Below are 23,408 nucleotides of genomic sequence, written 5' to 3' on the forward strand. Positions count from 1 at the left end.
AATCAGAAAGTTACGGCTAAATCTGAATTAACAGATTTGAGAAATCAGGATAAATCAATGGCGTGAGTCGTTGAGCCTAGCAACCCTCTGCAACTTTCGTTGTTTGAGTGGATAAATGGTCAGGTAACTGGCTGTTCAGAATCTCCCACTCTAGCCCGTAGGGTTTAGTGGGGGAGTATGTCAATATTCCTCTGCCTAGAGTGATAGAAGAGAGTTAAAGTGTATCACTAAAAACCCGATTCAGAGGGTGAGTTTGAGTCACCCTGCATCCATCCCCTGCCTGGTGTGGGCAGGGGATTGGGTGGGCGTGCCTGGGGGTGCAGGCGACAAGATGAGTATTTATACTCATTGTATTTAGTCCTAGATAAGAACTATTCTTAGAAACAAGCAAATCAACTGTTGTTATCCCAAAGGAAAAGACATGGCTGTTATCGAGAAAGTCCCCAGCGTTGTATTCAAAACCCGTGTTCGTGACGAATCCATCGACGGCCCGAACCCCTTCCGCTGGCAAGATCGCACCACCGAAGAACTCTTCGCCGGTAAGCGTGTGGTGGTTTTCTCCCTCCCTGGTGCTTTCACCCCCACCTGCTCTTCAACCCACTTGCCCCGCTACGAAGAACTCTACGACGAAATTAAAGCCCAGGGCGTTGATGAAGTGATGTGCATCTCTGTCAACGATGCGTTTGTGATGTTCCAATGGGGTAAAGCACAAGGGGCTGAAAACGTCTTCTTGCTCCCCGATGGCAATGGTGAATTCACCCGCAAAATGGGGATGCTCGTCGACAAGTCTAACCTCGGTTTCGGCTTGCGCTCTTGGCGTTACTCGATGGTGGTCAACGACTGCACCATCGAAAAAATCTTCATCGAACCCGGTTATGAAGACAACTGCCCCGCTGACCCCTTCGAGGTGTCTGATGCCGATACGATGCTGGCTTACCTCAAAGGCTAAGGGTTAGCATTCATCCAGCATTGACCGATTCCAACAGGGGCGCGTCTGCTGTCTGTTTTCCCAATTCCGACGAGACAAGTATGAACACAATCTGGTTAGGATTTGGCGCAAGTTTGCTCGCCGGGATGGGAACAGCGATCGCCTCTGGTGGGATTCGCCATTGGTGCGGCTCTACCCGGTGAGGCGATCGCAGTAGACAGGTTTAGCTTGTGTTTGCTGTTTGAGCTTAAAATCCCCGCGCCAACTGGCAGGGGAGTTATTCAAATCTTTGGAGGTTTCTCCTATGACTGCAACAATTCCCAGCCAACATACGGCACAACACCATTACGAAACGCGGATCGATTTGGCCGCCGAGGTGCGATCGCCCGTGATCAACATCCTCAGCCAAACCCTGGCCAGCACCCTCGATCTCAAAACCCAAACCAAGCAAGCCCACTGGAACGTGAAAGGCCCCCACTTCATCCAACTCCATGAGCTTTTTGATCAGTTAGCCGGTGAATTAGAAGACTACGTGGACATGGTGGCCGAACGGATTACCGCTCTAGGCGGCACTGCCCTCGGCACGGCTCGGATCGCTGCATCGGAATCTATTTTGCCAGAATATCCCCTGACGATTAGCGACGGTCAAGCCCATGTGGCAGCCTTGGCGGAACGATTCGCCGCCTATGGCAAACATGTGCGCAGTGCCATCGACCAAACCGACACCTTAGGGGATGCCGATACGGCTGATCTTTACACCGAAATTTCCCGCACCATTGATAAGCGTCTCTGGTTCCTCGAAGCCCACTTGGCCTAGTGCAGCGTCAATGCCAAGAATCAGGATGTTTGTAGGGTGCTGTTAGCGAAGCGTAACGCACCGTCACGTTGAGCGTTGGACATTCAAGACAATCCGAATAGTAAGTCTTGACGCTGCACTAGATCCTTAACAATACGATTTCATACAATCCAAGTGAGACAAACGCCTCACTTGGATTGATGATTTTGGGCGGGGGGGGGGTGAAGTGGGAAGGAGAATTGCAGATTCTCGGCATTTGTGCAAAATCTTGCGGGGTAGCGTCAGAGGGTAAATGCTCTCCGCTGGGAGCTTGACAAAACGTTACAATTCACTCTAATTCAGCATAACAGGAGCGATCGCACCCTTCAATTGCCCTAAATCACCCTCAACCGCTTGCATAAATCAAACTATTATGCAGTTCTGATGCAACCCATAAGCAGCCCCAATCTATCCCGTCACTCAAAGGACAGAGGGCAACTCCCCCACCGCCGCGTTACGGTGGAACCAACGCTGCGAACTGCAACCATTGCACCATCGCTTCCAGGAAATCGCGGAAGTGCTGCCGAGCGGCATCCGGATTTTGTGGGAACAGGTCTAGAGCTTGAATTCTGACCCGATTTCCTTAATCATCGGGACTGTTTTGCTCCCATATTGATCCCCAGCGATCGCACTCTTACGCCCACAGAGTGCGATCGCTTTTTTTTGACCTGGGCGCGATCGCAGCCCCGGCAGAATGTGGGGTTATATTCGGTTTTCTGGATTGTCATTAACGATGCTATCAAGTAGTCCCATTTACGGCTGCCGAAACAGTGATGATTTACGGTTTCTTGCCCTTCTAGATTCGGTGTTTTCGACTGCGATCGCGCCCCTCCATTTTGCACAATACAGACATAAGCAATCAAGCTGATTTAAGCAATCGGAGGTTACACATTATGGCTCTCATTCGTTGGCAACCCTTCTCTGAAATCGACACCCTGCGCCGTCAAATGGATCACCTCTTTGATGAAGTCGCAAACACCACACTCTCCGAAACCGTGGCATGGAAACCCGCCGTTGAACTGAAAGATCATGACGAAAAATTAATCTTGCGGGTGCAACTGCCGGGCATCAATGCCGAAGATGTGGACATTAACGTTACTCGTGATGGCGTTTCCATTGCCGGTCAATACCGCGACACCAAAGAGACTGATTCCGGTCATGGTGTTTATCATTCTGAATTTCGCTATGGTCAATTTAAACGGGTCATTTCCCTACCGGTTCCGATCCAAAATGACCGAGTTACCGCTGATTTTAACAATGGTGTTTTGGTGCTGGATTTACCCAAAGTTGACGAAGCCGTTAACCGGGTGGTGAATGTGAAACTGGGCAAACCGCAAGGCGAGTAATCCCAGATCATTCAGCTTAGTTTGACGGTTTAAGCGCAGTCAAAGCTCCACATTTTCACTGAAAATGTGGGGCGTTTTGTCATCCTCAACGGGAATCGCTACGACATTTCGCCCTGGTTGACTGACAAAATTAGCCAGATCCCGGCAAGCCCTCACCCTAGCCCTCTCCCGGAGGGAGAGGGAACTGGAAAAATGGATCGGCTCCCCTCGCCCTCTGGGAGAGGGGTTGGGGGTGAGGGCGATCAAGTCAGTCAACCAGCATTTCGCCACAGGCCAGGCGCATGCCGATAAAGTCGGTGTAGTGGTTGTAGGGGTGGAAATGGTAGCGGGAAGCCGAACGGCAGAGCATCGGGTTGCTGTACCAGGAGCCGCCGCGCAGGACGCGATCGCTGTTCGGGGGAGTGTGCAACCACTTCAAACGCAGCGTTGAATAGCTTTGGCGCAACTGCTCATCCCAGATCCGCCCCGTTTGGGGAGCCGCTTGATAGCTACTGTGCCATCGATCGCTGCACCATTCCCACACATTGCCATGGCAGTCATGGAGACCAAAGGCATTGGGCGCAAAGCTGGTCACCGGGGTTGTGCTTTCGCGCCACGGGCTTTGTTCGTCTGCTGCCACCGGGCGATAATTCGCATGATCTGGGCTGAGATGTTCCCCCCAGAAAAACGGCGTTTCTGTCCCGGCTCGGCAGGCATATTCCCATTCCGCTTCGGTGGGTAAACGGTAAAGCTTGCCGGTTTTCAAGGATAAACGGGCGCAAAATTCCACCGCATCGAGCCAGGTGATATTTTCCACCGGATGATCATCCCCGCGAAAGTGAGCCGGTTCCGGGTTCAACTCGCGGCCAACCTTATCCCACTGGGCCACAATGCGCCATTGGGCTTGGGTGACGGGATATTTCCCGATCGCAACGGGGGCAATTTGAACGCGATGTCGTGGTGATTCTTCTCGATACCCGGTTTCTGCCTTGCTGCCCATCCAAAACTGACCTCTCGGCAACGTGATCATGTCGATGGTGAGGCCAGACGGTAAGACTTCGCACCATTCGTAGGGGTGTTGATCATCATAGTCGGCGGGGTTGGGACTGCGGAGGCTAAACCCTTGGAGGCGATCGCGATTCAGATGCTTCAGTAAGGGCGCATGGCTGAGGTCATATTGCAGGGGGGTGAGGGTGATGTAGTTTTGGCGGATGGCTTCGACATCGGTGGGAATGTCCCCATCAACATAGGGATGAATCGGCTGCTCGACTTCTTCCACCGCTTCCCCCGCCAGCCAGTAGTAGCCCTTACCGCGAGGATCATAGCGTTGTTCAAACTGTTCGCGATAGCGCCGCAGCCCTTGGCGCGTGAGTGCGACTCCCACAATATCCGACTCTGGCACCGGGGGAATATTCACATTCAATAAGGCCGGTTCGGGTAAGGGTACGTCGATCAGTTGGGCAAGGAGTTGCACCGCAAACCGAGCGGCCACGGAAAAGTCTTGATGTTGAAAACTGGTGAGGCTGAAGGCAATACTGGGAAATCCTTCGATCGCGCCTTCCATGGCGGCGGAGACAGTGCCGGAATAGAGGACATCAGTGCCCAGGTTTGCGCCTTGGTTAATCCCGGAGAGGACAAAATCGGGCGGTTCTTTAAGGAGGGCACTGAGGGCGAGTTTGACACAGTCCGAGGGAGTCCCCGAACAGGCCCAGGCTTGGACGGATGCGTGGTAGATGTCGGCGACGGGATCAACCCGGATCGGTTGGTGAATGGTCAACCCGTGGCCCGTGGCGGAACGTTCGCGGTCTGGACAAACCACGGTGACGTGATGGCCGGCTTCGGCCAAGGTATTCGCGAGGGTGCGTACCCCGATCGCTAAAATACCGTCGTCATTACTAATGAGAACACGACATGCTTTACTCATGAATTCTCTGCAATCCCCTCTGAAAAATCTTGGCCTCTTGATCGCTACACTAGAAGTCAGGCCAATTACCATCAAAACTATCGTCAATGTCCAATCTAGCAGCCCAACTTCAAGAATTACAGACCGAAGCCGCCAGCGCGATCGCATCGGTTCACGATCTAGCCGCCCTTGAGCAAGAACGGGTTGCCTATTTGGGCAAGAAAGGGAAACTCTCACAGATTTTGCGGGGGATGGGGAAATTAAGCGCAGAGGAGCGGCCCAAAATTGGGGCGATCGCCAATGAGGTGAAGACGACGATTCAAACTGATTTGGATGCGATGCGCGATCGCCTCGAACAAGCCCAAATCGCCGCCCAACTCGCCGCCGAAACCCTCGATGTCACCATGCCCGGCGTAGCCCGTCCCCTCGGTCGCATCCATCCCCTCAACAGCATCATCGATCGCGTCATTGAAATCTTTGTGGGCCTGGGCTACACCGTCGCCGAAGGCTACGAAATGGAAAGCGACTACTACAACTTTGAAGCCCTCAACACCCCCCCCGAACACCCCGCCCGCGATATGCAGGACACCTTCTATCTCCCCGACGGCAACCTGCTTCGCACCCATACCTCATCGGTGCAAATTCGCCACATGGAAACCAACGATCCGCCCCTCCGGATCATCGCCCCCGGTCGGGTCTATCGCCGCGATACCGTCGATGCCACCCATTCGGCAGTGTTCCACCAAGTGGAAATTCTCGCCATTGACAAAGGCCTCACTTTCACCGACCTCAAAGGCACGTTAAAAGAATTTGTCCGCCAAATGTTCGGCGAAGAATTGGCGATGCTCTTTCGGGCCAGTTATTTCCCCTTCACGGAACCGTCCGCCGAAGTGGATGTGCAATGGGAGGGCAAATGGCTCGAAGTCTTGGGCTGTGGCATGGTTGACCCCAACGTGCTGAAAGCCGTGGGCTATGACCCCGAAATTTACAGCGGCTTTGCGGCGGGCTTAGGGGTAGAGCGTTTCGCGATGGTGTTGCACCATATTGATGATATTCGCCGCTTATACAGCAGTGATCTGCGTTTTTTAAATCAGTTTTAATGCTGAATCCGGTTCCTGGGCCGATATGATCCGGCGCGATCGCTGAAACAGCGAACCCCCTTGGCCCCCGCAAAGCCGGTGCTGAACCCCTAACCCTTTTGGCGGGCTTGTTTGAGCATGGCGACGAGGGTATGGTGGGCATCGTCGGAGTCGGTGAGGGTGTGGTCAAATTCAATGCGGAGCACTTCGGTGATGCCGTCAACGATGGCGTTGAGGGTCATGCCTTGGGGGTCAATATCAACCATTTCGGCGGCTTCGGTGGTGGGGCGATCGCCGTAGACTTGGGCATAGAGGGCGATCGCTTCGGCGTGGTCATCGTTCATGTGGGCACAGATGCGATCGCTAACAGCAGAGGTAAGAGGATCAGCCATGGTGAGGTGAAGAAAGACAACGGTTACAAAAATTGAGTATATCGTCTTGGTTGTCGGTTTGCCGGGGATAGGCCAAGGCGGGCCGCTCAATCACAATCAATTCCACCCCCAACCGTTGCGCCACCTGTCGCTTCACATCCTCACCCCCTGCCTGGCCCGATGCTTTCGTGACCACCGCTTCAATGCCCCACTGTTGCCACAGGGCTGTTTCTAACTCAAGGCTAATCGGGGGGCGAAGGGCGATGATTCGATCCGGGGAAAATCCGGCTTTTAAGGCCGCATCTAGGGCGATCGCACTGGGCAAAATCCGCACAAACAACGTACTCCGCGCCTGCCACGGGGCAAGATCGGCGAGGTAGCGATAGCCAATGGTGAAGAGCAGACGGCGATCGCGCCACCCATCCCCCGCGAGGAATGTCCTCCAATCCGGCACTAGGGTCACGGTCGGATCAGGATCGCGGGGGAGTGATGGCCGTTCATAGCGGAGATAGGGGAGGTGGAGATTCTGCGCAACGGCGATCGCACTCTCGGAAATGTCCCGCGCATAGGGATGAGACGCATCGACAATGCCGCAGATCTGCTGCTCCCGCAGAAAGGCCGGCATCTGTGCCGCCGTTAATGTCCCGACATGAACCCGATACAGGGGGTGATCAGGATATAACCGCTGCGCTTGGGGGGTGGTGACGGTGATCGCGAGGGGGATGGCATGGGGGAGAAGTTGGGCCGCGATCGCCTTACTGTCCGCCGTCCCCCCAATCAACCAAATCGCCATCACTTCGAGGTCTGAGGCGGGGGCGGGGCCGGAGGTTTTGACGCTTCCAACAGTGCGACCATCTCCGGCGGCATCACATCCACCGGCGCGATCGAAGCCGATGCCGCCGCTGGCTCCGGTTCATCCTGCCGGGGGGAGGGGGGCGGCAGCGTGCCACCGCGCAGCAGCGTTAATTGTTCCATCGTGTCACCGATGACGGCCGTGAGGTTTTGGCGGGTGTAGCGGTGGTTTTCCTGTTCGTGGCGCAGGGCATCGAGGGCGCGATCGCGCTCCTGCAACACCGCCACCAACTTCTGCCGCAATTGCTCTTCGTTGCGAATCGGGGCCAATTCGGCGGCAAAATTCGTCGGGTTTTGGGCCGTCGTCTCCGGTGTGGACTGCCCGCCCCGCAATTGAGCCTGAAGCGCCTCCTGTTGCGCTTGGGCGATCTTGGCCTCTTCGCGACGTTGGCGAGCCTCAGTATTGTAGAGTTTGCGCCAATGGGTCGCGCTGGCTTGGGCCGCATCGCGATCGCGCTCCGCCTCCGCTAACGCCTGTTTCAGGGTACGAATTTCAGCGAGCCACTGCACCAACTCTTCACTCATTAATTCTTTCCACTCGGTAAGCTATAGGCGATTATGGCGATTATAGATCGTCCCCTCCAACTCCTTCGCCCTCCTGTTGCCAACCGTGCCCACTGTGACCGCAAACCCATGAAACTCCCAGCCTGGATTCGCTTTTTTTACTATCTGCGCTGGCCAGCCATTCGGATCACCACCCATCGCGTTTTTCGCCAACGCCTCAACGGACTCGCCGCAGAGATGGCCTATGGATCAATGTTGGCACTGTTTCCGACGATCCTCGCCGTTCTCACCGCCATTGGTCTCTTTGAAGACTCGATCCAAGGCTGGTTACGGAATCTGCTGGCTCCTTTTATGGTGGTCAATGATGCTTCGCTGCAAACCGTGCTACGGGATGCGGCCAGTGCGCTGCGAATTGTGGTGCCGGATTTGATGTGGCAACTCCTCAGCAACTTTGTCCAGGAAGTCACCGAGCAAAAAAATGGGGGCCTTTTTTCCATTAGTTTCCTCGCCGCGATTTGGATCGCCTCTTCCGCCCTCTGCACCGCCATGAACGCCCTGGATCAGATTCACCGCATTCCGCCCCGGTTGCGTCGTCCCTTTTGGCAATCGCGGGGCGTGGCGATTTTGCTGACGTTGGGGAGTATTGTTCTCTTGGCGATCGCCGCCTTCTTCGTCCTGATCGGTAATCAACTGATCATCTCCACCCTTGCGATCGTCGAACAGTTTCCCCTCTATCGCGTCAAAGACGGAACCTATCTATTTCTGCGCCTGTGGAGCACCCTAAATCTTCCCTTCGTCTTGAGCCTCGTTGTGGTGGCCTTTGTGTTGATGTATCGCTTAGGGCCGAGTCGGTGGCGACCGGAAACCCCGGTCTTACCCGGTGCATTACTCGCCGCCTGTTCCTGGTTGGGGGTCTCTTGGCTCTTTCAGTTCTACGTGGATAATTTTGGAACCTATAACCGGGTCTATGGCGCAGTTGGAACCGTCATAATCCTGATGTTGTGGCTCTACCTCACCTCCCTGGTGATGTTGGTGGGCAGTCAACTCAATGTCACCGTCGGGGAAATCATGCGCGCCGACCAAGCCCAAGCCATTACCCCCCGCGCTCCGCAGCATCCTCCCGCCAAACCCTCCCACGATCCCCCACCGCATCCGTAGATCCAACCTCAAGAACAGAGTATGATAAATCCTTGGTAAGCTGGCAAAAATTCGCATGACCCTACAGTTGCGTGTGTATGTTCCCGATCATCCCCTCGTCAAGCATTGGCTTGGCGTAGCCCGCGATCATGAAACGCCATCCGTGCTCTTTAAAAGTGCGATGACAGAATTGGGGCGCTGGCTCACCTACGAAGCCTGTCGCCACTGGCTGCCCACCGTCGAAACCACTGTCACCACTCCATTAACCGAGACCGCCGCCACCCTCATCGATCCCCGCGTTCCCATCGCCGTGATCCCCGTGTTGCGGGCCGGTCTCGCCCTCCTAGATGGCGCTCAAACCCTCCTCCCCATTGCCTCCACCTATCATCTCGGCCTCGTGCGCAATGAAGAAACCCTCGAAGCCAGTTGTTACCTGAATAAATTACCGGAACAATTCGCCCCAGACACCCGGGTCTTAATTCTCGATCCGATGTTGGCCACGGGCGGGTCAATTATGGCGGCCATGGCGGAAGTGGTGCAGCGGGGCGTTGATCCGGCCAATGTGCGAATTGAGTCTGTGGTGGCGGCTCCCCAAGCCCTGCAAAAGCTCAGTGCGGCCTATCCGAGTTTGACGGTGTACACTGCCATCATTGACGAGGGGCTGAATGAGCAGGGCTATATTGTGCCGGGACTGGGGGATGCGGGCGATCGCTCCTTTGGGACGTAAGCAGCGATCGCGAACCATCACCCCCCCCCAAAAAACCGCAATTAACCCAAGACAACGAGCAACAACGAGGTAAACACAATGAGTCAACGTGATGGATTTACAGGTGGATTTTTACTAGGAACCCTAGTCGGCGGTGTCGTCGGCGGTGTCGTCGGCGCGTTGGCAGCCTCAAAACGGTGGGCGGAGGATCAAGACGACTCCCCAAATCTAGAGAGCAACGAGCCGAGTGACGAAACCATTGAAGGGGCCCGCCGCAGTTTAGAAAGCAAAATTTCTCAACTCAATCTTGCCATTGATGATGTGCGCCAACAGCTTGGCTCGGTAAATGGGTCATCCTCAGAGTCATAGACTGAGCAACCTTGTACAATATCAAGAACAGTCATTTAGCGAGTGATATTTATTTTATGGATGCCAGTGTGGTTCGAGTTCTCGTCGTAGGACTTCAAAATTTCATTCAGCTTTACAGCATTCTGCTGTTAATCCGCGTTCTCTTGACCTGGTTTCAAACAGCCGGTTGGGCCCAGCAAGTGATGGGTGCGTTGAGTCCGATCACCGATCCCTATCTCAATATTTTCCGGTCGTTGATTCCCCCCTTGGGTGGTATTGATATCTCGCCGATGTTGGCCTTTTTTGCCCTCTCGTTCATCGGGCAATTCATTGTTCAATTGGTGGGCGGCCTGTTGTACAGCTTGGTGTAACGGTGTGCAACGATGCCAATGAAAAAATCTCACAGGGTGTGCATGGCTGCACCCTGTTTTGGGGTTGAGACGATTAGGAAAAAGCAATGCGAATTTTAATGATGGGGGGAACCCGATTTATCGGAGTGTCTTTAACGCAGCAGTTGGTGGCTCAGGGCCATGCTGTGGTGCTGTTTAATCGGGGTAATCACCCGGTTCCTGTGGCGGGCGTGGAGCAGATCCAGGGCGATCGCAAAGACATCGCCACCCTCACGGCAAAACTTCAGGGTCAAGAATTTGATGCGGTTTTTGACAATAATGGCCGCGAGCGCAGTGACACGGAGCCATTAGCAGCCCTCTTTACGGGCAAGGTACAGCATTTTGTCTATGTCAGTTCGGCGGGGGTCTACCTCAAAACCGATCAACCGCCCCACATCGAAGGCGATGCCGTTGATCCCAACAGCCGCCATAAGGGCAAACATGAAACGGAGGCCTATCTCGCGGCCAGTGGGCTGCCCTGGACATCGGTGCGGCCGGTGTATATCTACGGGCCGCAGAATTATAACGATGTGGAAGCGTGGTTTTTTGACCGGATTGTGCGCGATCGCCCGATTCCGATCCCCGGCGATGGCATGGCGATCACCCAACTCGGTCACGTCGAAGATCTCGCGGCGGCCATGGTGGCAATTCTCGGCAATGACCAAGCTAAGGGGCAAATTTACAACATTTCCGGCGATCGCTTCATCACCTTTAACGGGTTAGCGCGGGCCTGTGCGATCGCCGCCGGCAAAGACCCCGATCAACTCAAGCTCGTTCACTTCGACCCCAAAGCCTTCGACTTTGGCAAAAAGAAAGCCTTTCCCCTGCGCGTGCAACACTTTTTCACCGACACCCACAAAGCCAAAAAAGACCTCCAATGGCAGCCCAAATTTGACCTCATCTCCGGCCTGACCGACTCCTTTCAACAGGGCTACCTCCCCTCCGGACGCGGCAGTGCAGCAGCAGATTTCAGCCTGGATGACCTGATTTTGGCGCGGTCTTAACCGCCATCGGTGGGTTACGGCGGATTGCTAAATTGCAGTGATGGCAAGAGTTTAAGCCGCCTAACCCACCCGACAATGAAGCCTAATTTTAGCTGTGCCATCACAGCAGGGTGCTGTTAGCGAAGCGTAATGCACCATCATATTGTAGAGATAGCGAGAAGAAACCCATTGAGGGCATCGCGTCGGGTGGGCGATCCCCACTCGTTGAGGATTGCAGCGATCGCAATTTCTGCGCGTTTATACTAGTACAGAGTCAAGACTTAATATTCGGATTGTATTGAATGTCCAACACTCAACGTGACGGTGCGTTACGCTTCGCTAACAGCACCCTACAAACATCCTAATTCTTGGCATTGACGCTGCACTAGGGAGGAATTACAACAGATTACAAAGATTCGTCAGATCCTGAGTGTAAACTTGCGTAGGATAGGGGATAACAATGCAATTTCTTAGAGATGGGCCATGGCCGCAACTATTCTTGTGGTAGATGATGAACCGACCATGCAGGTTCTCGTACAAAAGTCATTTCGGCGCAAGATTCGCAAAGGTGAGTTGGAATTTATCTTCGCCAACAATGGTGTAGAAGCCCTCGAACAAATTGAACAGCATCCCCATGTTGATGTCATGCTGACGGATATCAACATGCCCCGGATGGATGGCTTAACCCTGCTCAACCACCTGGCCAATCGACCTTCACCGACCCCAAAAACGGTGGTTATTTCTGCCTATGGAGATTTTGGCAACATTCGGGCGGCGATGAATCGGGGCGCGTTTGATTTTCTCACTAAGCCGATTAACTTTGATGATTTGGAAATCACCTTAGAACGCACCCTAGAGCATGTAGCCCAACTGCGAGAACGCAATGAAGCCCTGCGCAAAAGTGAAGCCAACAATCGTGCCATGCTGCTTGCGATCCCGGATCTTTTAATTCGGATTGATCGTGAGGGGAATTATCAAGATCTCCGCAATGCCGATCGCACGAATCTTTACAACCCCGAAGCGACGGTGATTGGCAATAATATTAACGCGGTGTTGCCTCCGGAAATTTCCGGTCAATGGATGCAGTTGGCGGAACGGGCATTGGCCACCGGAGAACTGCAACTGTGTGAATATGCCATTGAAATCAATGGAACCCTCGAACATGAAGAGGCGCGGATCGTGGTGACGGGGGAAGATGAGGTGTTGATTATGGTGCGAAATATTAGCGATCGCAAACGGGCCGAGGCCGCCCTCACCACCGCCAAAGAAATCGCCGAAACCGCCAACCGCGCCAAAAGCTCCTTCCTGGCCAGCATGAGCCATGAACTGCGCACCCCCCTCAACGCGATTTTGGGGTTTAGCCAACTCCTCGGCGGCGATCAATCCCTCTCCAACGCCCAACGGGATAACCTGTCAATTATTAAACGCAGCGGTGAACATTTACTGATCTTGATTAACGACATTCTGTCCATGTCGAAGCTCGAAGCCGGACAGGTTGAAACAAACTTCACCGCCTTAGATCTCCATAATCTGCTGCAATCTCTCTACGAGATGCACCGTCCTAGAGCCGATCAAAAAGGACTCACCTTAAGCCTAGAAACCAGTCCCGCCGTGCCGAGAGGGGTCAAGAGTGATGACAGTAAACTCCGCCAAATTTTCAGTAATTTGATTGGCAACGCGATTAAGTTCACCGATGCGGGAACGGTCAAGATTCAAGCCGATGCCCAACATCACCCCACCGCCAATGATCCCGATCGCATCCTGCTCCATGTCAGCGTCACGGATACAGGCCCTGGGATCGAACCCCATGAAATTGAGCTTCTGTTTGAACCTTTTGTGCAAACGAGTAGTGGCCAAAAATCCACGGAAGGGACGGGATTAGGGTTATCGATTAGTCGGGAATATGCGGGGTTGTTGAATGGGGAAATCCTCGTCGATACCCAAGTGGGCGAAGGGTCATGTTTTAGCGTCAGTTTACCGATGCAAACCTGCTCAGTCCATGACATTCCAAGCCCATTGTCAGCCACTGTCATTGATGAAAAAAATGCCGATGCGCTTTTTTTCGAGACCGCATTGGACGACACCACCAACTTCAAAACCCTGCTGGTTCCCAACGATCTTGAAAACCTGCCGTTGGACTGGATTCAATCCCTGCATCAAGCCGCTCTCACCATCGACAATCAAGCGATTCTCGAACTCCTCGATGAAATCGAGACAACCCATCCCAGTTTTAGGGCGAAAGTCATTAAGCTAATTGATCACTTTCATTTTGATGTACTCTTAGAATTTCTCCAAGAACGCTATCCCGATCTGTTTTAAGGAAATTGCCGTGAATTGTCCTGAAACCTGGATATCGTAACGAGGGTTGTGAAGCGCGATCGCCCCAGGATTCAGACCCTAATGAGCACGGGAAACCACCCCCGCCGCCGTCGGGATTGAACTCGTGATCACCAGCCATGCTGCGGCTGTTGTGTTGCGGTGCGATCGCCCCAAACGACGGCCCCATAGATGAGAAGCGCCATTCCAATTGGAATGGCGCTCCTTGATATTAACCGGGCTTACTATAGTTAAGGTCTTTATATGCGAGTTGACGCTGACCTCATTTGAATTGCTCTAATCATTACAGGGATCACGGTGATCCCAGAATTTTGTAATATTTTCTTTATTTTCTTAACATTCAGTACCAAATCGTAAAGAGCGAGGCAGCCACGCCACAGATCGAGCGCCCCTCAAGCACTGGAAAATGCGTGCCATGGCTACCGTTAGCGCGGGGGAATTGTCGGCATGGTCGCCGCCACAAGCCGCTCTGGATTGGATTCCGTATGATACTTCACCAAGTTCGCGAGTTCCTGGAGTTGACTAATCGCCTCCGCCCCTTCGAGCTTCATCAATTCGCGATCGTCCCGCATTTCCGTCCAGGTGATGCCATAGTCCGACACCAAAAATCGAATCAAGTGGTTCTCACCCAAGCTCACCATAAATGATGCACTATTCATCTCGCCGCCGCAGGTGTAGCACGACGCGAGATAGCCGCGTTGCTCTAGCACCATCGCCAAAGCCTGTAGATTCATTACCAAATCCCGAACAAAGGATCGATGTTGTTGTGCGAGTCGTTGAAACATGATGGAATCCTCCGAATGCCATGTACTTTCTTGGAATTTTAATCTTTTCTTAATATTCTGGCGGACTGATGCCGAATGACACAGATTCAGAGAAACGATTAGAACAGGTCGTATTTAGACTAATTCAGTGCTTGAACCCAATGACATTTGCGATCGATCAACACCGTCTATCTTTATACATAAAATCTCTAAAAAGTCAAATCCATTGTTTTTTTTAGCGAATGTGGGACATCTGCCGGATCTGGTTGACTGACTTGATAGCCCTCACCCCCGATCCATTTTCCAGTTCCCTCTCCCCTAGGGAGAGGGCTAGGGTGAGGGCTTTCCGGAATCTGGCTAATTTTGCCAGTCAATCAGTTGCCGGATTCAGCTTGGGGTGATCAACAGCGCAGTCAGGACGAAATCACGAGATCAAGACGCAGGGCATCTGGGTTTCAGCACACAGGTTGAACTTTTTTCCAAGATTTTGTTTCAAAACTTAGCAAAAGTTAATACAATAGGAACGTGCCCTGAGTATTTATTCCTATACCTCCATGTTTACCACTCAAGTGCCTTGGCTCACAACCCTGATTTTGCTGCCCCTTGTTGCTGCCTTCGCTGTCCCCCTCATTCCCGATAAAGACGGGAAAACCCTGCGCTGGTACGGGTTAGGTGTCGGTTTGGTTGAACTGGCGTTAACGGTCTATCTCGCGGCCACGCAGTTCGATCGCACCGCTGTCGGCTTCCAACTCAGCGAAACCTATGCTTGGCTGCCGCAGTTGGGGGTGAATTGGTCCGTTGCCGTCGATGGAATTTCGTTGCCCTTGTTGGTTTTAACCGCCTTTGTCAATACCTTGGCGTTGATGGCTGCCTGGCGCGTGAGCCATAAGCCTCGGCTGTTTTACGGGCTGATGTTGGCCCTCTACGGTGCGCAGATGGGGGTGTTTGTCGCCAAAGATTTACTGTTATTTTTCACGATGTGGGAACTGGAGTTAGTTCCGGTTTATCTCTTAATTTCGATCTGGGGCGGGCCAAAACGCCTCTATGCTGCGACTAAATTTATTTTGTATACGGCATTAGCCTCCTTATTTATCTTGGTTGCCGGTTTGGGCTTGGCCTTTTCGGGCGATCGCATCACCTTCGACCTCGCCGAACTGGGACTGAAAGAATACCCCGCCGCCCTCGAACTCTTCGCCTATGTGGGCTTCTTGATTGCCTTTGCCGTCAAACTGCCCATGTTCCCCGTCCACACTTGGCTCCCCGATGCCCACGGCGAAGCCTCCGCCCCTGTCTCCATGGTGCTCGCCGGGATTCTGCTCAAAATGGGCGGTTATGGGTTGATTCGGATGAACATGGAACTGCTCCCCAATGCCCACATCCACTTTGCCCCCGTCCTCGTCGTGCTGGGTGTGGTCAATATTGTTTACGGAGCCTTCGCCGCCTTCGGACAAACCAACCTCAAACGCCGCTTGGCTTATTCCTCCGTTTCCCACATGGGCTTCGTCCTGATTGGCCTCGCCTCCTTCACCGAAGTCGGCTTAAACGGCGCGATGTTGCAAATGCTCTCCCACGGGTTAATCGCTGCCGCCCTCTTCTTCCTGGCCGGGGCAGCCTACGATCGCACCCACACCCTGATGATGGACGAAATGAGCGGCCTCGCCCAACAGATGCCGAAAATTTTCGCCCTCTTCACCGTCGCCGCCATGGCTTCCCTCGCCCTCCCCGGCATGAGCGGCTTCGTCAGCGAATTAACCGTGTTCCTCGGCATGGCCAACAGCGATGCCTATAGCCTCTCGTTCAAAACCGTGATCGTCTTCCTCTCCGCTGTGGGTCTAATTCTCACCCCGATCTATCTCCTCTCGATGTTGCGGGAAGTGTTCTACGGCGAGGCCAAGGCTGAAACTACCCCGGATCATTGGTTTAGTGATGCGAATCCCCGCGAAGTCTTTATCGCGGTCTGCTTCCTCTTACCGATTATCGGCATTGGTCTCTACCCCAAACTGGCGATGACCAGCTACGACACCAAAACGGTGCATATTGCCCAAAAAGTCGGGGCGGCTCTGCCGATATTCGCCACGGTAGAACCCCAGGAAATGACCGCCGAACGGGATCTCTTTCCCCTCACCCCGGCATTGATTGCGCCGCCGCTTGATTAAGCGTTGAGCTGAAGCCTAAGTCTTCAACCAAAATCCTGTTTCCCCTGGGGGAGACAGGATTTTGACATGGGCACGATTCCCTAATGGCGGTCAACTGAGAATCTGTCCCTGGGGATTGGGGGGGGTGGAATTTGTTGCCTAGGCTGGGGGGTAATCTGCAATATTTCCGGGTAACATGACAGCATTAAACTCTCCATTGAATGCGATCGCCAAGGGAACCATGCCCACTGACTACGACACCGCCACATCCCTCGCCCAAGTCTGGCAAATCACCTGCCAAAAACACCGGGATATTCTCGCCCTCTACGATCCCCACAGCACCCCAGAGGTGCGCTACACCTACGGCGAAGCCTATCGGGCCATCGAGCAGTTCGCCAGCGGTTTGCAAGCCTTGGGGGTGAAACCGGGGGATAAGGTGGCCCTGTTTGCCGATAATAGTCCCCGCTGGTTAATTGCCGATCAAGGGGTGATCTTGACGGGGGCGGCGAATGTGGTGCGTTCTGCCCAAGCCGATCGCTACGAACTCCTCTATATCTATGAAGACAGCGACAGCACCGCGCTGATCGTTCAAGATCTCAAAACCTTGAAGACCCTCCAGCCGGAACTCGGCGAGCAATCGGTCTCGGTGATTATTTTGCTGTCGGATGAAACGCCTGATCCTGATGGGGCGGTGAGAATGCTCAACTTTGAGCAACTCCTCGCCTTGGGTCAACAGCAACCCTTGACCCCCGTGGCGATCCAACCCTCGGATCTCGTCACCTTGCTCTATACCTCCGGCACGACGGGCAAACCGAAGGGGGTGATGCTGACCCATGGTAATTTGCTCCACCAAATCACGACGTTTATTAGTGCGATTAAACCGACGGCGGGCGATCGCGTCCTCTCCATTCTCCCCAGTTGGCATTCCTACGAGCGGACGGTGGAATATTTCCTCTTCGCCCACGGTTGCTCGCAGATGTACACCAATATTCGCTATTTCAAGCAAGACCTGGCCAGCTTTAAACCACACTTTATGGTGGGCGTGCCCCGGCTGTGGGAATCCATCTATGAAGGGGTTCAAAAAACCTTCCGGGAAAAATCCCCCCGCCAACAGGCGTTGATTCACTTCTTCTTTGGCTGGTCAGAAAAATATATCCTGGCGCAACGGTTGGCGGATGATCTGGATCTGTTACACCCCAATCCAGCCGCGAGCGATCGCACCAAAGCCAAACTCAAAGCCGCCCTCCTCAAACCCCTCCATCTTTTGGGCGATCGCCTCGTTTACGGCAAAGTCCGCGCCGCTACCGGTGGCTGCATTAAATACTTCGTCAGCGGCGGCGGCTCCCTCGCCCGTCACATCGACACATTTTACGAACTGATTAACGTTCCCCTGATCGTCGGCTACGGCCTCACCGAAACCGCCCCCGTCGCCACCGTGCGCAGTCGGGAATGCAACCTACGGGGCGCATCGGGCCCGCCGCTGCCCCACACCGAAATCCGCATCGTCCACCCCGAAACCCGCACCCCCCTCCCCGACGGCGAGCGAGGCCTCGTCCTGATTCGCGGCCCCCAAGTCATGCAGGGCTATTATAAAAAACCCGAAGCCACCGCCAAAGCCATTGACGCGGATGGCTGGTTTGATAGTGGCGATTTAGGAATGCTCACCCACGGCGGTAATCTCGTCCTCACCGGACGTGCCAAAGATACCATCGTCCTCAGCAACGGCGAAAACATTGAACCCCAACCCCTCGAAGATGTTTGTGTCCAAAGCCCCTACATCGATCAGATTATGGTGGTGGGACAAGATCAAAAGGCCCTAGGGGCGTTGATTGTGCCGAATTTGGATGCCCTAACGCAGTGGGTGACCGAACAAGGGTTAAGCCTGACCTTGCCGGAATTGGGCGCGAGCGATCGCCAAGACCTCGACGATCCCGCCATCCATCGCCTCTTTCAAACCGAACTGAAGCAGCGGATCAAAAATCGGCCCGGCTACCGGCGCGATGACCAAATCGCCGTTTTTCGCTTGATCCTCGAACCCTTCTCCATTGAAAACGGTCTACTTACCCAAACCCTGAAAGTCCGTCGCCCGGTAGTAACCGATCGGTATCACGCTATGATTGACGGGATGTTTTCATAATTTATCCACCGCTTTATACTGCCACTCAGAGGAACCCATTTTAGTCATGGCCACCGAATTAACCATTAAGCGCCCTGTTGTCTTGAAGGTGATCGTTACCCCTCGTTGGAAAGAGGAAGTCACCCAACAATTGCAAACCCAAGCAACCCAACTCGACCAACAACTGCAAGACATCGATATGCAGGGGCAGCGAGCGATCGCCGAAGTGCAAAAGCAGGGTGTGGCCTTAACCAATCCCCAGGCACTCCAGCAGATTGAAGCGATTCAAACCCAAGTCAACCAAAAGAAAAACGAACTGCAACAACGCAAAAACCAACTGCTCCAGCAACTTGACCAACTCGACAAAGTGGAAATGGAGCAAGAAGTGGCCCAAGGTCAAATTGACGGCACTTGTACCGTAGCCGTGGGTGACAACCTCGTGAAAAAACTCCAAGTTGAAGTGGTGGTTCGCGATGGCATTGTCCAAGAAATTCGCGGCGAACTCTAGCCACCGCAGCGGGCACACCGGTTGCCCCCCATCACTCACACCGTAGCATTTGACAGCGATGAGCCAGACTTCCGCCCACTGTGCCAGTTCCCCACCCCTAGATCCTCACTTGAGGGGATAGCATCCCATGAGGCAGCTTGGTATGATATGGGTGCTTCGATCTCAATCATCCCTGCTCAGGGTGATGGATTGTCGCAAAATATCGGGTGCTAGCATCGTGAGTTTGAAGGCTCTGTCACCCTGTTACTGGAATGCGTGTCAAACTATGGTTCGGTTCTGTTGTTTGTATAAAAGAGGGCGTGCGCTATGTCGATAGAAGGAATTCAATCGGCTTCAAAACAGGATGCGATGGTCTACGTTCCTTACTTTCAAGGCCAAAAGCGCAAAATGCTGCCGAAAGCGATCGGCATCTACCAAAATGGTTCCCTTGAGGGAGAGCGGATGATTGAGGGGGGGGAAAGCATTCCCTTTGTGGCGACCTGGTTTGTCTCGAAACTGCCGGCGGAATCGACCCGGTGTCGGTTGCAGTTTGATGGCAATGCGGAACTCAGCTACGAAGTGGATATGCAGAATTCCGAGTTTGTTGATCATCTGATCGGGGTGATCATGAACTATCAGCGCACGAAACATACGGATTTTTCCCGTGCGTTCTATCGCAAATTATTACAAATGGATGGCTCATCATAAACCGAACCATCCAGATCGATACCCTATAAAGTATTCATCGAGTTCAGTTATTTCAGTTATAAGGAAGGAGTGAGGGGTGGCACAGGCCAAACACAATAAGCATCTGTTGATCGGTTCAACGATCGCCCATAGTGGCAAATCAGCGGTTATTCTCGGACTTGCCCATCAACTGAATCAGCAAGGGATTCAAATCGGCTATGGTAAGCCGTTGGGAACGTATCTCAAGACGGAGGCGATCGCGCCGACGGATGCGGATGTGCAATTTATCACTGAACAGTTAGCGCTATCACCGGCTCAGACGAAAGCGCCGTTACTGACCCTCAATGAAGCGAGCTTCACTCAATATTTGCAGCCGACGAGTGAGGTGACGAATGTAATGCATTCCCTGTCGAGCTATGTGGATGATATTGCTGGCGATTTGGTACTCCTGGAAGGGCCGGGCAGCTTGTCGGAGGGGCGACTGCTGAATTTGTCGTTGGTGCAGATGGCGGCTCAGTTGGATCTGCCGGTGTTGATGACGGCGTTGTATCATCCGGTGACGTTGATTGATGAACTGTTGGATGTGCAAGAGGCCCTGGGTGATCATCTGATGGGGGTTGTGATCAATGATATTCCGGAGTCTGATGCGGCGGTGGTGGCGGAACAGGTGGCCCCGTATCTGGAACGGCAGGGGATTCCGGTGTTTGCGCAACTGCCCCGCAACGGGTTGCTCCGCAGTGTGAGTGTGCGAGAGTTGGCGACCAAGTTAGAGGCTAAAGTGCTGTGCCGTCCGGATCGGTTGGATCTGATGGTTGAGAGTTTGACGATTGGGGCGATGAATGTGAATTCTGCCCTGGAGTATTTCCGAAAGGGGCGCAATATGGCGGTGGTGACGGGGGGCGATCGCAGTGAATTGCAACTCGCGGCCCTCGAAACGTCAACCAATTGCCTGATCCTGACGGGCCATTCTGCGCCCCAAGATTTTATCCTCAGTCGGGCGGAAGATTTAGAGATTCCGATTCTATCGGTGGATCTCGATACCTTAACGACGGTGGAAATTGCAGACCAAAGTTTTGGCCAAGTCCGCCTCCAAGAACCGATTAAAGTCCAGTGCATCCAAGAGTTGATGCACGCCCATTTTGATACCCCGCGCTTGATGCAGGCGTTGGGGTTAGAACCTAGTCCTGTTAATGTTTGAGTACAAATCCGATGCAAACCCTAGACGCACCTGTCAATTCTGCGATCGCCCTCACTGATCCCACGATTCACCGCCGCAAAACGCGCCCGGTTCCCGTGGGATCAATCACCATCGGCGGCGGCCATCCGGTGGTGGTGCAATCAATGATCAACGAAGACACCCTCGATATTGAAGGCTCGGTCGCCGCAATTCGCCGCCTCCATGAGATCGGCTGTGAAATCGTGCGGGTCACGGTTCCCAGCCTCGCCCATGCTAAAGCCCTCGCCGAGATTAAAGCAAAACTGGCCGCCACCTATCAGCCCGTGCCTTTGGTGGCGGATGTTCACCACAACGGCATGAAAATCGCCCTCGAAGTGGCGAAGCATGTGGATAAAGTCCGGATCAATCCGGGGCTGTATGTGTTTGAGAAGCCGAGCAGCGATCGCACCGAATACAGCCAAGCCGAATTTGACGACATCGGGGCGAAAATTCGCGCCACCCTTGAACCCCTCGTCGTCTCCCTACGCGACCAAGGCAAATCAATGCGCATCGGGGTTAATCACGGCTCCCTCTCCGAACGGATGCTCTTCACCTACGGCGACACCCCCGAAGGCATGGTGGAATCCGCCCTTGAATTCATCCGCATCTGTGAATCTCTCGATTTTTATAATTTGGTGATTTCCCTCAAGGCCTCCCGCGTACCGGTGATGTTGGCCGCCTATCGCCTCATGTGTCAGCGCATGGACGAGCTTGGCATGGACTACCCCCTCCATTTGGGCGTGACTGAAGCCGGAGATGGGGAATATGGGCGGATCAAATCCACCGCTGGCATTGGGACATTGTTGGCCGAAGGCATCGGCGACACGATTCGCGTCTCCCTCACCGAAGCCCCGGAAAAAGAGATTCCCGTCTGCTACAGCATTCTGCAAGCCCTCGGACTGCGCAAAACCATGGTGGAATATGTGGCCTGCCCCTCCTGTGGGCGGACATTGTTCAACCTCGAAGATGTGCTCCACAAAGTCCGGGAAGCCACGAAACACCTAACGGGCCTTGATATCGCGGTGATGGGCTGTATCGTTAATGGCCCCGGCGAGATGGCCGATGCGGACTATGGCTATGTGGGAAAACAGCCGGGCTTTATTTCCCTGTATCGTGGGCGGGATGAAATCAAAAAAGTCCCCGAAGACCAAGGCGTTGAGGAACTGATTAACCTGATTAAATCCGACGATCGCTGGGTTGATCCCTAGTCCAATCCCCACCCTTATTCACAAAACCCCCATGGGAGCGCGTCAGCCTGCTGTGGGGGTTTGCGATCGCACCATTGCCCAATCTTAGCCATTGGCTACAATAACAACATCCTCTCCCCACGTCGCATCATGGTTCAGACTCCCTTTGAGGCCTCAACCCGCTATCCCGACTCTGACGGTAAACCCATGGCCGAAAACACCCTGCAATACCAATGGATTGTCCGCTTGGTGGAAAACCTCAAACGGATGTTAGCGGGTCAAACTGCCTTTGTTGCGGGCGATTTGTTGTGGTATCCGGTGCAGGCAAAATCCGGCGAAACTCCTGTCGCTCAAGCTCCCGATGCGATGGTGGTACTCGGTCGCCCGGATCGCGATCGCGGCAGTTACAAACAATGGGAAGAAGAGAATATCGCGCCCCAGGTCGTGTTTGAAATTATTTCACCGAGCAACAGTGCAGCGGAAATGACGGCCAAGCAGGCTTTTTATATCGAGCATGGGGTGTTGGAGCTTTATTTTTACAATCCACAGTCGCAAACGTTCTGGGGATTGGTGCGTACCACAGTGGACGATAAACTGGAGCCGGTAATGCCGCTGAATATGCCCTGGGTTTCGCCGCTGCTCCAGATTCGGTTTGAGTTAGGTGCGGCGGGGTTGGCGGTGTTTTATCCCGATGGTGAACCGTTCAAGACCTTGGCGGAATTTGCCCAGGAGCGCGATCGCTTGGCGGCCAAATTGCGAGAACTGGGAATTAACCCAGACGAAGTTTAACGATGATCAGAATCTTTACCGTTTAAGGGGTAATCAGACAGACCCAATCCTAATTTTCAATCAATGTTAAGTCTTAGCCTCTGATCAACCCAGGGATGTACGCCGGCCTGCACATAAATCAGGTGGGATCGCTATAATGAGCGTTAATGACGGCTAAAAAAGAGATTAAATATTTGCGATTTTCGAGCGATCGCCGCCACTCACGACCTACTCAATAACTCCTTTATTGCAAAAATAATTATTCCTCAAATCGGTTCAGCGCAGCATTCACTTGATACGGTTTAGAGGAGAGTTTCTAGTTTTCTCAGGAAATGTGCCAGTTTTTAAAAT

At 53.5% G+C, this 23,408-nt stretch carries 23 protein-coding genes and 1 pseudogene; 17 read left to right on the plus strand and 7 right to left on the minus strand.

Features of this window, described 5'->3' with window-relative positions:
- The first annotated feature begins 421 nt into the window (after positions 1-421).
- Together PN477_RS09610 and dps are read left to right on the plus strand one after the other, a co-directional pair.
- A complete protein-coding gene (locus tag PN477_RS09610; RefSeq protein WP_272119949.1) occupies positions 422-949 on the plus strand; it encodes a peroxiredoxin in 528 nt (175 codons plus the stop codon).
- A 283-nt stretch (positions 950-1,232) separates the two neighbouring features.
- Positions 1,233-1,745, plus strand: coding sequence for a DNA starvation/stationary phase protection protein Dps (dps, locus tag PN477_RS09615; RefSeq protein WP_272119950.1), 513 nt, complete (start codon positions 1,233-1,235; stop codon positions 1,743-1,745).
- 605 nt (positions 1,746-2,350) lie between these two features.
- Here dps and PN477_RS09620 read toward each other — a convergent pair.
- Positions 2,351-2,626 carry a hypothetical protein gene (locus PN477_RS09620; protein WP_272119951.1) on the minus strand — a complete coding sequence of 92 codons (276 nt, stop codon included), beginning with the start codon at positions 2,624-2,626 and terminating at the stop codon, positions 2,351-2,353.
- Positions 2,627-2,656: 30 nt separating this feature from the next.
- On the opposite strand from PN477_RS09620, the gene PN477_RS09625 reads away from it, so the two are divergent.
- Positions 2,657-3,109, plus strand: a complete 453-nt coding sequence (locus tag PN477_RS09625; RefSeq protein WP_272119952.1) for an Hsp20/alpha crystallin family protein — start codon at positions 2,657-2,659, stop codon at positions 3,107-3,109.
- A gap of 247 nt (positions 3,110-3,356) precedes the next feature.
- Here the strand turns inward: PN477_RS09625 and PN477_RS20865 are convergent, their stop codons facing one another.
- Complete coding sequence (locus PN477_RS20865; RefSeq protein ID WP_417158787.1) at positions 3,357-4,118, minus strand: formylglycine-generating enzyme family protein; 762 nt, start codon at positions 4,116-4,118, stop codon at positions 3,357-3,359.
- 105 nt (positions 4,119-4,223) lie between these two features.
- A pseudogene (surE, locus tag PN477_RS20870) lies at positions 4,224-5,012 on the minus strand (5'/3'-nucleotidase SurE); the annotation flags it as partial.
- An 86-nt stretch (positions 5,013-5,098) separates the two neighbouring features.
- On the opposite strand from surE, the gene pheS reads away from it, so the two are divergent.
- Positions 5,099-6,091, plus strand: a complete 993-nt coding sequence (gene pheS / locus PN477_RS09635; RefSeq protein ID WP_272119954.1) for a phenylalanine--tRNA ligase subunit alpha — start codon at positions 5,099-5,101, stop codon at positions 6,089-6,091.
- Positions 6,092-6,180: 89 nt separating this feature from the next.
- Here the strand turns inward: pheS and PN477_RS09640 are convergent, their stop codons facing one another.
- The 3 genes from PN477_RS09640 to PN477_RS09650 are packed head-to-tail and all read right to left on the minus strand — an operon-like array spanning position 6,181 to position 7,818.
- Positions 6,181-6,462, minus strand: coding sequence for a DUF2470 domain-containing protein (locus PN477_RS09640; RefSeq protein WP_272119955.1), 282 nt, complete (start codon positions 6,460-6,462; stop codon positions 6,181-6,183).
- Positions 6,455-7,234, minus strand: a complete 780-nt coding sequence (locus tag PN477_RS09645) for a cobalt-precorrin-6A reductase (RefSeq protein ID WP_272119956.1) — start codon at positions 7,232-7,234, stop codon at positions 6,455-6,457. Before PN477_RS09645 ends, PN477_RS09640 begins: the two co-directional genes overlap by 8 nt.
- Entirely contained in the window at positions 7,234-7,818 is a 585-nt protein-coding gene (locus tag PN477_RS09650; protein ID WP_272119957.1) for a hypothetical protein, read from the minus strand. The genes PN477_RS09645 and PN477_RS09650 overlap by 1 nt, the downstream gene beginning before the upstream one ends.
- A 108-nt stretch (positions 7,819-7,926) precedes the next feature.
- Here PN477_RS09650 and PN477_RS09655 point away from each other — a divergent pair, with 108 nt between their 5' ends.
- From PN477_RS09655 to PN477_RS09680, 6 genes are all read left to right on the plus strand, one after another.
- The gene (locus tag PN477_RS09655; protein WP_272147221.1) at positions 7,927-8,955 is read left to right on the plus strand and encodes a YihY/virulence factor BrkB family protein; all 1,029 of its coding nucleotides are present in this window, start codon (positions 7,927-7,929) and stop codon (positions 8,953-8,955) included.
- 55 nt (positions 8,956-9,010) lie between these two features.
- Positions 9,011-9,661: a uracil phosphoribosyltransferase gene (upp, locus tag PN477_RS09660; RefSeq protein ID WP_272119959.1), complete on the plus strand. Its 651-nt coding sequence runs from the start codon at positions 9,011-9,013 to the stop codon at positions 9,659-9,661.
- 78 nt (positions 9,662-9,739) lie between these two features.
- Positions 9,740-10,009 carry a ssl2009 family thylakoid membrane protein gene (locus PN477_RS09665; RefSeq protein WP_272119960.1) on the plus strand — a complete coding sequence of 90 codons (270 nt, stop codon included), beginning with the start codon at positions 9,740-9,742 and terminating at the stop codon, positions 10,007-10,009.
- Between the two features lie 56 nt (positions 10,010-10,065).
- Positions 10,066-10,359, plus strand: a complete 294-nt coding sequence (locus PN477_RS09670; protein WP_072622147.1) for a YggT family protein — start codon at positions 10,066-10,068, stop codon at positions 10,357-10,359.
- Positions 10,360-10,445: 86 nt separating this feature from the next.
- Positions 10,446-11,381: an NAD-dependent epimerase/dehydratase family protein gene (locus tag PN477_RS09675; protein ID WP_272119961.1), complete on the plus strand. Its 936-nt coding sequence runs from the start codon at positions 10,446-10,448 to the stop codon at positions 11,379-11,381.
- 462 nt (positions 11,382-11,843) lie between these two features.
- Positions 11,844-13,679 carry an ATP-binding protein gene (locus tag PN477_RS09680; RefSeq protein WP_272119962.1) on the plus strand — a complete coding sequence of 612 codons (1,836 nt, stop codon included), beginning with the start codon at positions 11,844-11,846 and terminating at the stop codon, positions 13,677-13,679.
- A gap of 443 nt (positions 13,680-14,122) precedes the next feature.
- Here PN477_RS09680 and PN477_RS09685 read toward each other — a convergent pair whose 3' ends face one another.
- Positions 14,123-14,482: a DUF1815 family protein gene (locus tag PN477_RS09685; protein WP_272119963.1), complete on the minus strand. Its 360-nt coding sequence runs from the start codon at positions 14,480-14,482 to the stop codon at positions 14,123-14,125.
- Positions 14,483-15,015: 533 nt separating this feature from the next.
- Between PN477_RS09685 and PN477_RS09690 the strand changes: the two genes are divergently transcribed.
- From PN477_RS09690 to PN477_RS09720, 7 genes are all read left to right on the plus strand, one after another.
- Entirely contained in the window at positions 15,016-16,617 is a 1,602-nt protein-coding gene (locus PN477_RS09690; RefSeq protein ID WP_272119964.1) for an NAD(P)H-quinone oxidoreductase subunit 4, read from the plus strand.
- 175 nt (positions 16,618-16,792) lie between these two features.
- Entirely contained in the window at positions 16,793-18,733 is a 1,941-nt protein-coding gene (locus tag PN477_RS09695) for a long-chain fatty acid--CoA ligase (protein WP_272119965.1), read from the plus strand.
- Positions 18,734-18,779: 46 nt separating this feature from the next.
- Positions 18,780-19,220 (plus strand): YlqD family protein, encoded by a 441-nt coding sequence (locus PN477_RS09700; RefSeq protein WP_272119966.1) that lies wholly within the window; start codon positions 18,780-18,782, stop codon positions 19,218-19,220.
- 306 nt (positions 19,221-19,526) lie between these two features.
- Positions 19,527-19,907, plus strand: a complete 381-nt coding sequence (ebsA, locus tag PN477_RS09705) for a type IV pilus biogenesis protein EbsA (RefSeq protein WP_072622155.1) — start codon at positions 19,527-19,529, stop codon at positions 19,905-19,907.
- 76 nt (positions 19,908-19,983) lie between these two features.
- Positions 19,984-21,084 carry a phosphotransacetylase family protein gene (locus tag PN477_RS09710; protein WP_272119967.1) on the plus strand — a complete coding sequence of 367 codons (1,101 nt, stop codon included), beginning with the start codon at positions 19,984-19,986 and terminating at the stop codon, positions 21,082-21,084.
- An 11-nt stretch (positions 21,085-21,095) separates the two neighbouring features.
- On the plus strand, positions 21,096-22,310 hold the full coding sequence (ispG, locus tag PN477_RS09715; RefSeq protein WP_272147223.1) for a (E)-4-hydroxy-3-methylbut-2-enyl-diphosphate synthase: 1,215 nt from the start codon (positions 21,096-21,098) through the stop codon (positions 22,308-22,310).
- A 129-nt stretch (positions 22,311-22,439) separates the two neighbouring features.
- Complete coding sequence (locus PN477_RS09720) at positions 22,440-23,078, plus strand: Uma2 family endonuclease (protein WP_272119970.1); 639 nt, start codon at positions 22,440-22,442, stop codon at positions 23,076-23,078.
- Positions 23,079-23,408: the final 330 nt, after the last annotated feature.

It is taken from the genome of Spirulina subsalsa CS-330, assembly GCF_028330765.1.
Classification (GTDB): Bacteria; Cyanobacteriota; Cyanobacteriia; order Cyanobacteriales; family Spirulinaceae; genus Spirulina; species Spirulina subsalsa_A.

Coding starts and splice junctions, on each gene's coding strand:
- PN477_RS09625 (WP_272119952.1), top strand. CDS start 2,657: ATGGCTCTCATTCGTTGGCAACCCTTCTCTGAAATCGACACCCTGCGC.
- PN477_RS09640 (WP_272119955.1), bottom strand. CDS start 6,462: ATGGCTGATCCTCTTACCTCTGCTGTTAGCGATCGCATCTGTGCCCAC.
- PN477_RS09685 (WP_272119963.1), bottom strand. CDS start 14,482: ATGTTTCAACGACTCGCACAACAACATCGATCCTTTGTTCGGGATTTG.
- PN477_RS09695 (WP_272119965.1), top strand. CDS start 16,793: ATGACAGCATTAAACTCTCCATTGAATGCGATCGCCAAGGGAACCATG.
- PN477_RS09720 (WP_272119970.1), top strand. CDS start 22,440: ATGGTTCAGACTCCCTTTGAGGCCTCAACCCGCTATCCCGACTCTGAC.
- PN477_RS09655 (WP_272147221.1), top strand. CDS start 7,927: ATGAAACTCCCAGCCTGGATTCGCTTTTTTTACTATCTGCGCTGGCCA.
- PN477_RS09665 (WP_272119960.1), top strand. CDS start 9,740: ATGAGTCAACGTGATGGATTTACAGGTGGATTTTTACTAGGAACCCTA.
- PN477_RS09645 (WP_272119956.1), bottom strand. CDS start 7,234: ATGGCGATTTGGTTGATTGGGGGGACGGCGGACAGTAAGGCGATCGCG.
- PN477_RS09610 (WP_272119949.1), top strand. CDS start 422: ATGGCTGTTATCGAGAAAGTCCCCAGCGTTGTATTCAAAACCCGTGTT.
- PN477_RS09700 (WP_272119966.1), top strand. CDS start 18,780: ATGGCCACCGAATTAACCATTAAGCGCCCTGTTGTCTTGAAGGTGATC.
- ebsA (WP_072622155.1), top strand. CDS start 19,527: ATGTCGATAGAAGGAATTCAATCGGCTTCAAAACAGGATGCGATGGTC.
- pheS (WP_272119954.1), top strand. CDS start 5,099: ATGTCCAATCTAGCAGCCCAACTTCAAGAATTACAGACCGAAGCCGCC.
- PN477_RS09650 (WP_272119957.1), bottom strand. CDS start 7,818: ATGAGTGAAGAGTTGGTGCAGTGGCTCGCTGAAATTCGTACCCTGAAA.
- dps (WP_272119950.1), top strand. CDS start 1,233: ATGACTGCAACAATTCCCAGCCAACATACGGCACAACACCATTACGAA.
- PN477_RS09690 (WP_272119964.1), top strand. CDS start 15,016: ATGTTTACCACTCAAGTGCCTTGGCTCACAACCCTGATTTTGCTGCCC.
- PN477_RS09680 (WP_272119962.1), top strand. CDS start 11,844: ATGGCCGCAACTATTCTTGTGGTAGATGATGAACCGACCATGCAGGTT.
- upp (WP_272119959.1), top strand. CDS start 9,011: ATGACCCTACAGTTGCGTGTGTATGTTCCCGATCATCCCCTCGTCAAG.
- PN477_RS20865 (WP_417158787.1), bottom strand. CDS start 4,118: ATGATCACGTTGCCGAGAGGTCAGTTTTGGATGGGCAGCAAGGCAGAA.
- PN477_RS09675 (WP_272119961.1), top strand. CDS start 10,446: ATGCGAATTTTAATGATGGGGGGAACCCGATTTATCGGAGTGTCTTTA.
- ispG (WP_272147223.1), top strand. CDS start 21,096: ATGCAAACCCTAGACGCACCTGTCAATTCTGCGATCGCCCTCACTGAT.
- PN477_RS09670 (WP_072622147.1), top strand. CDS start 10,066: ATGGATGCCAGTGTGGTTCGAGTTCTCGTCGTAGGACTTCAAAATTTC.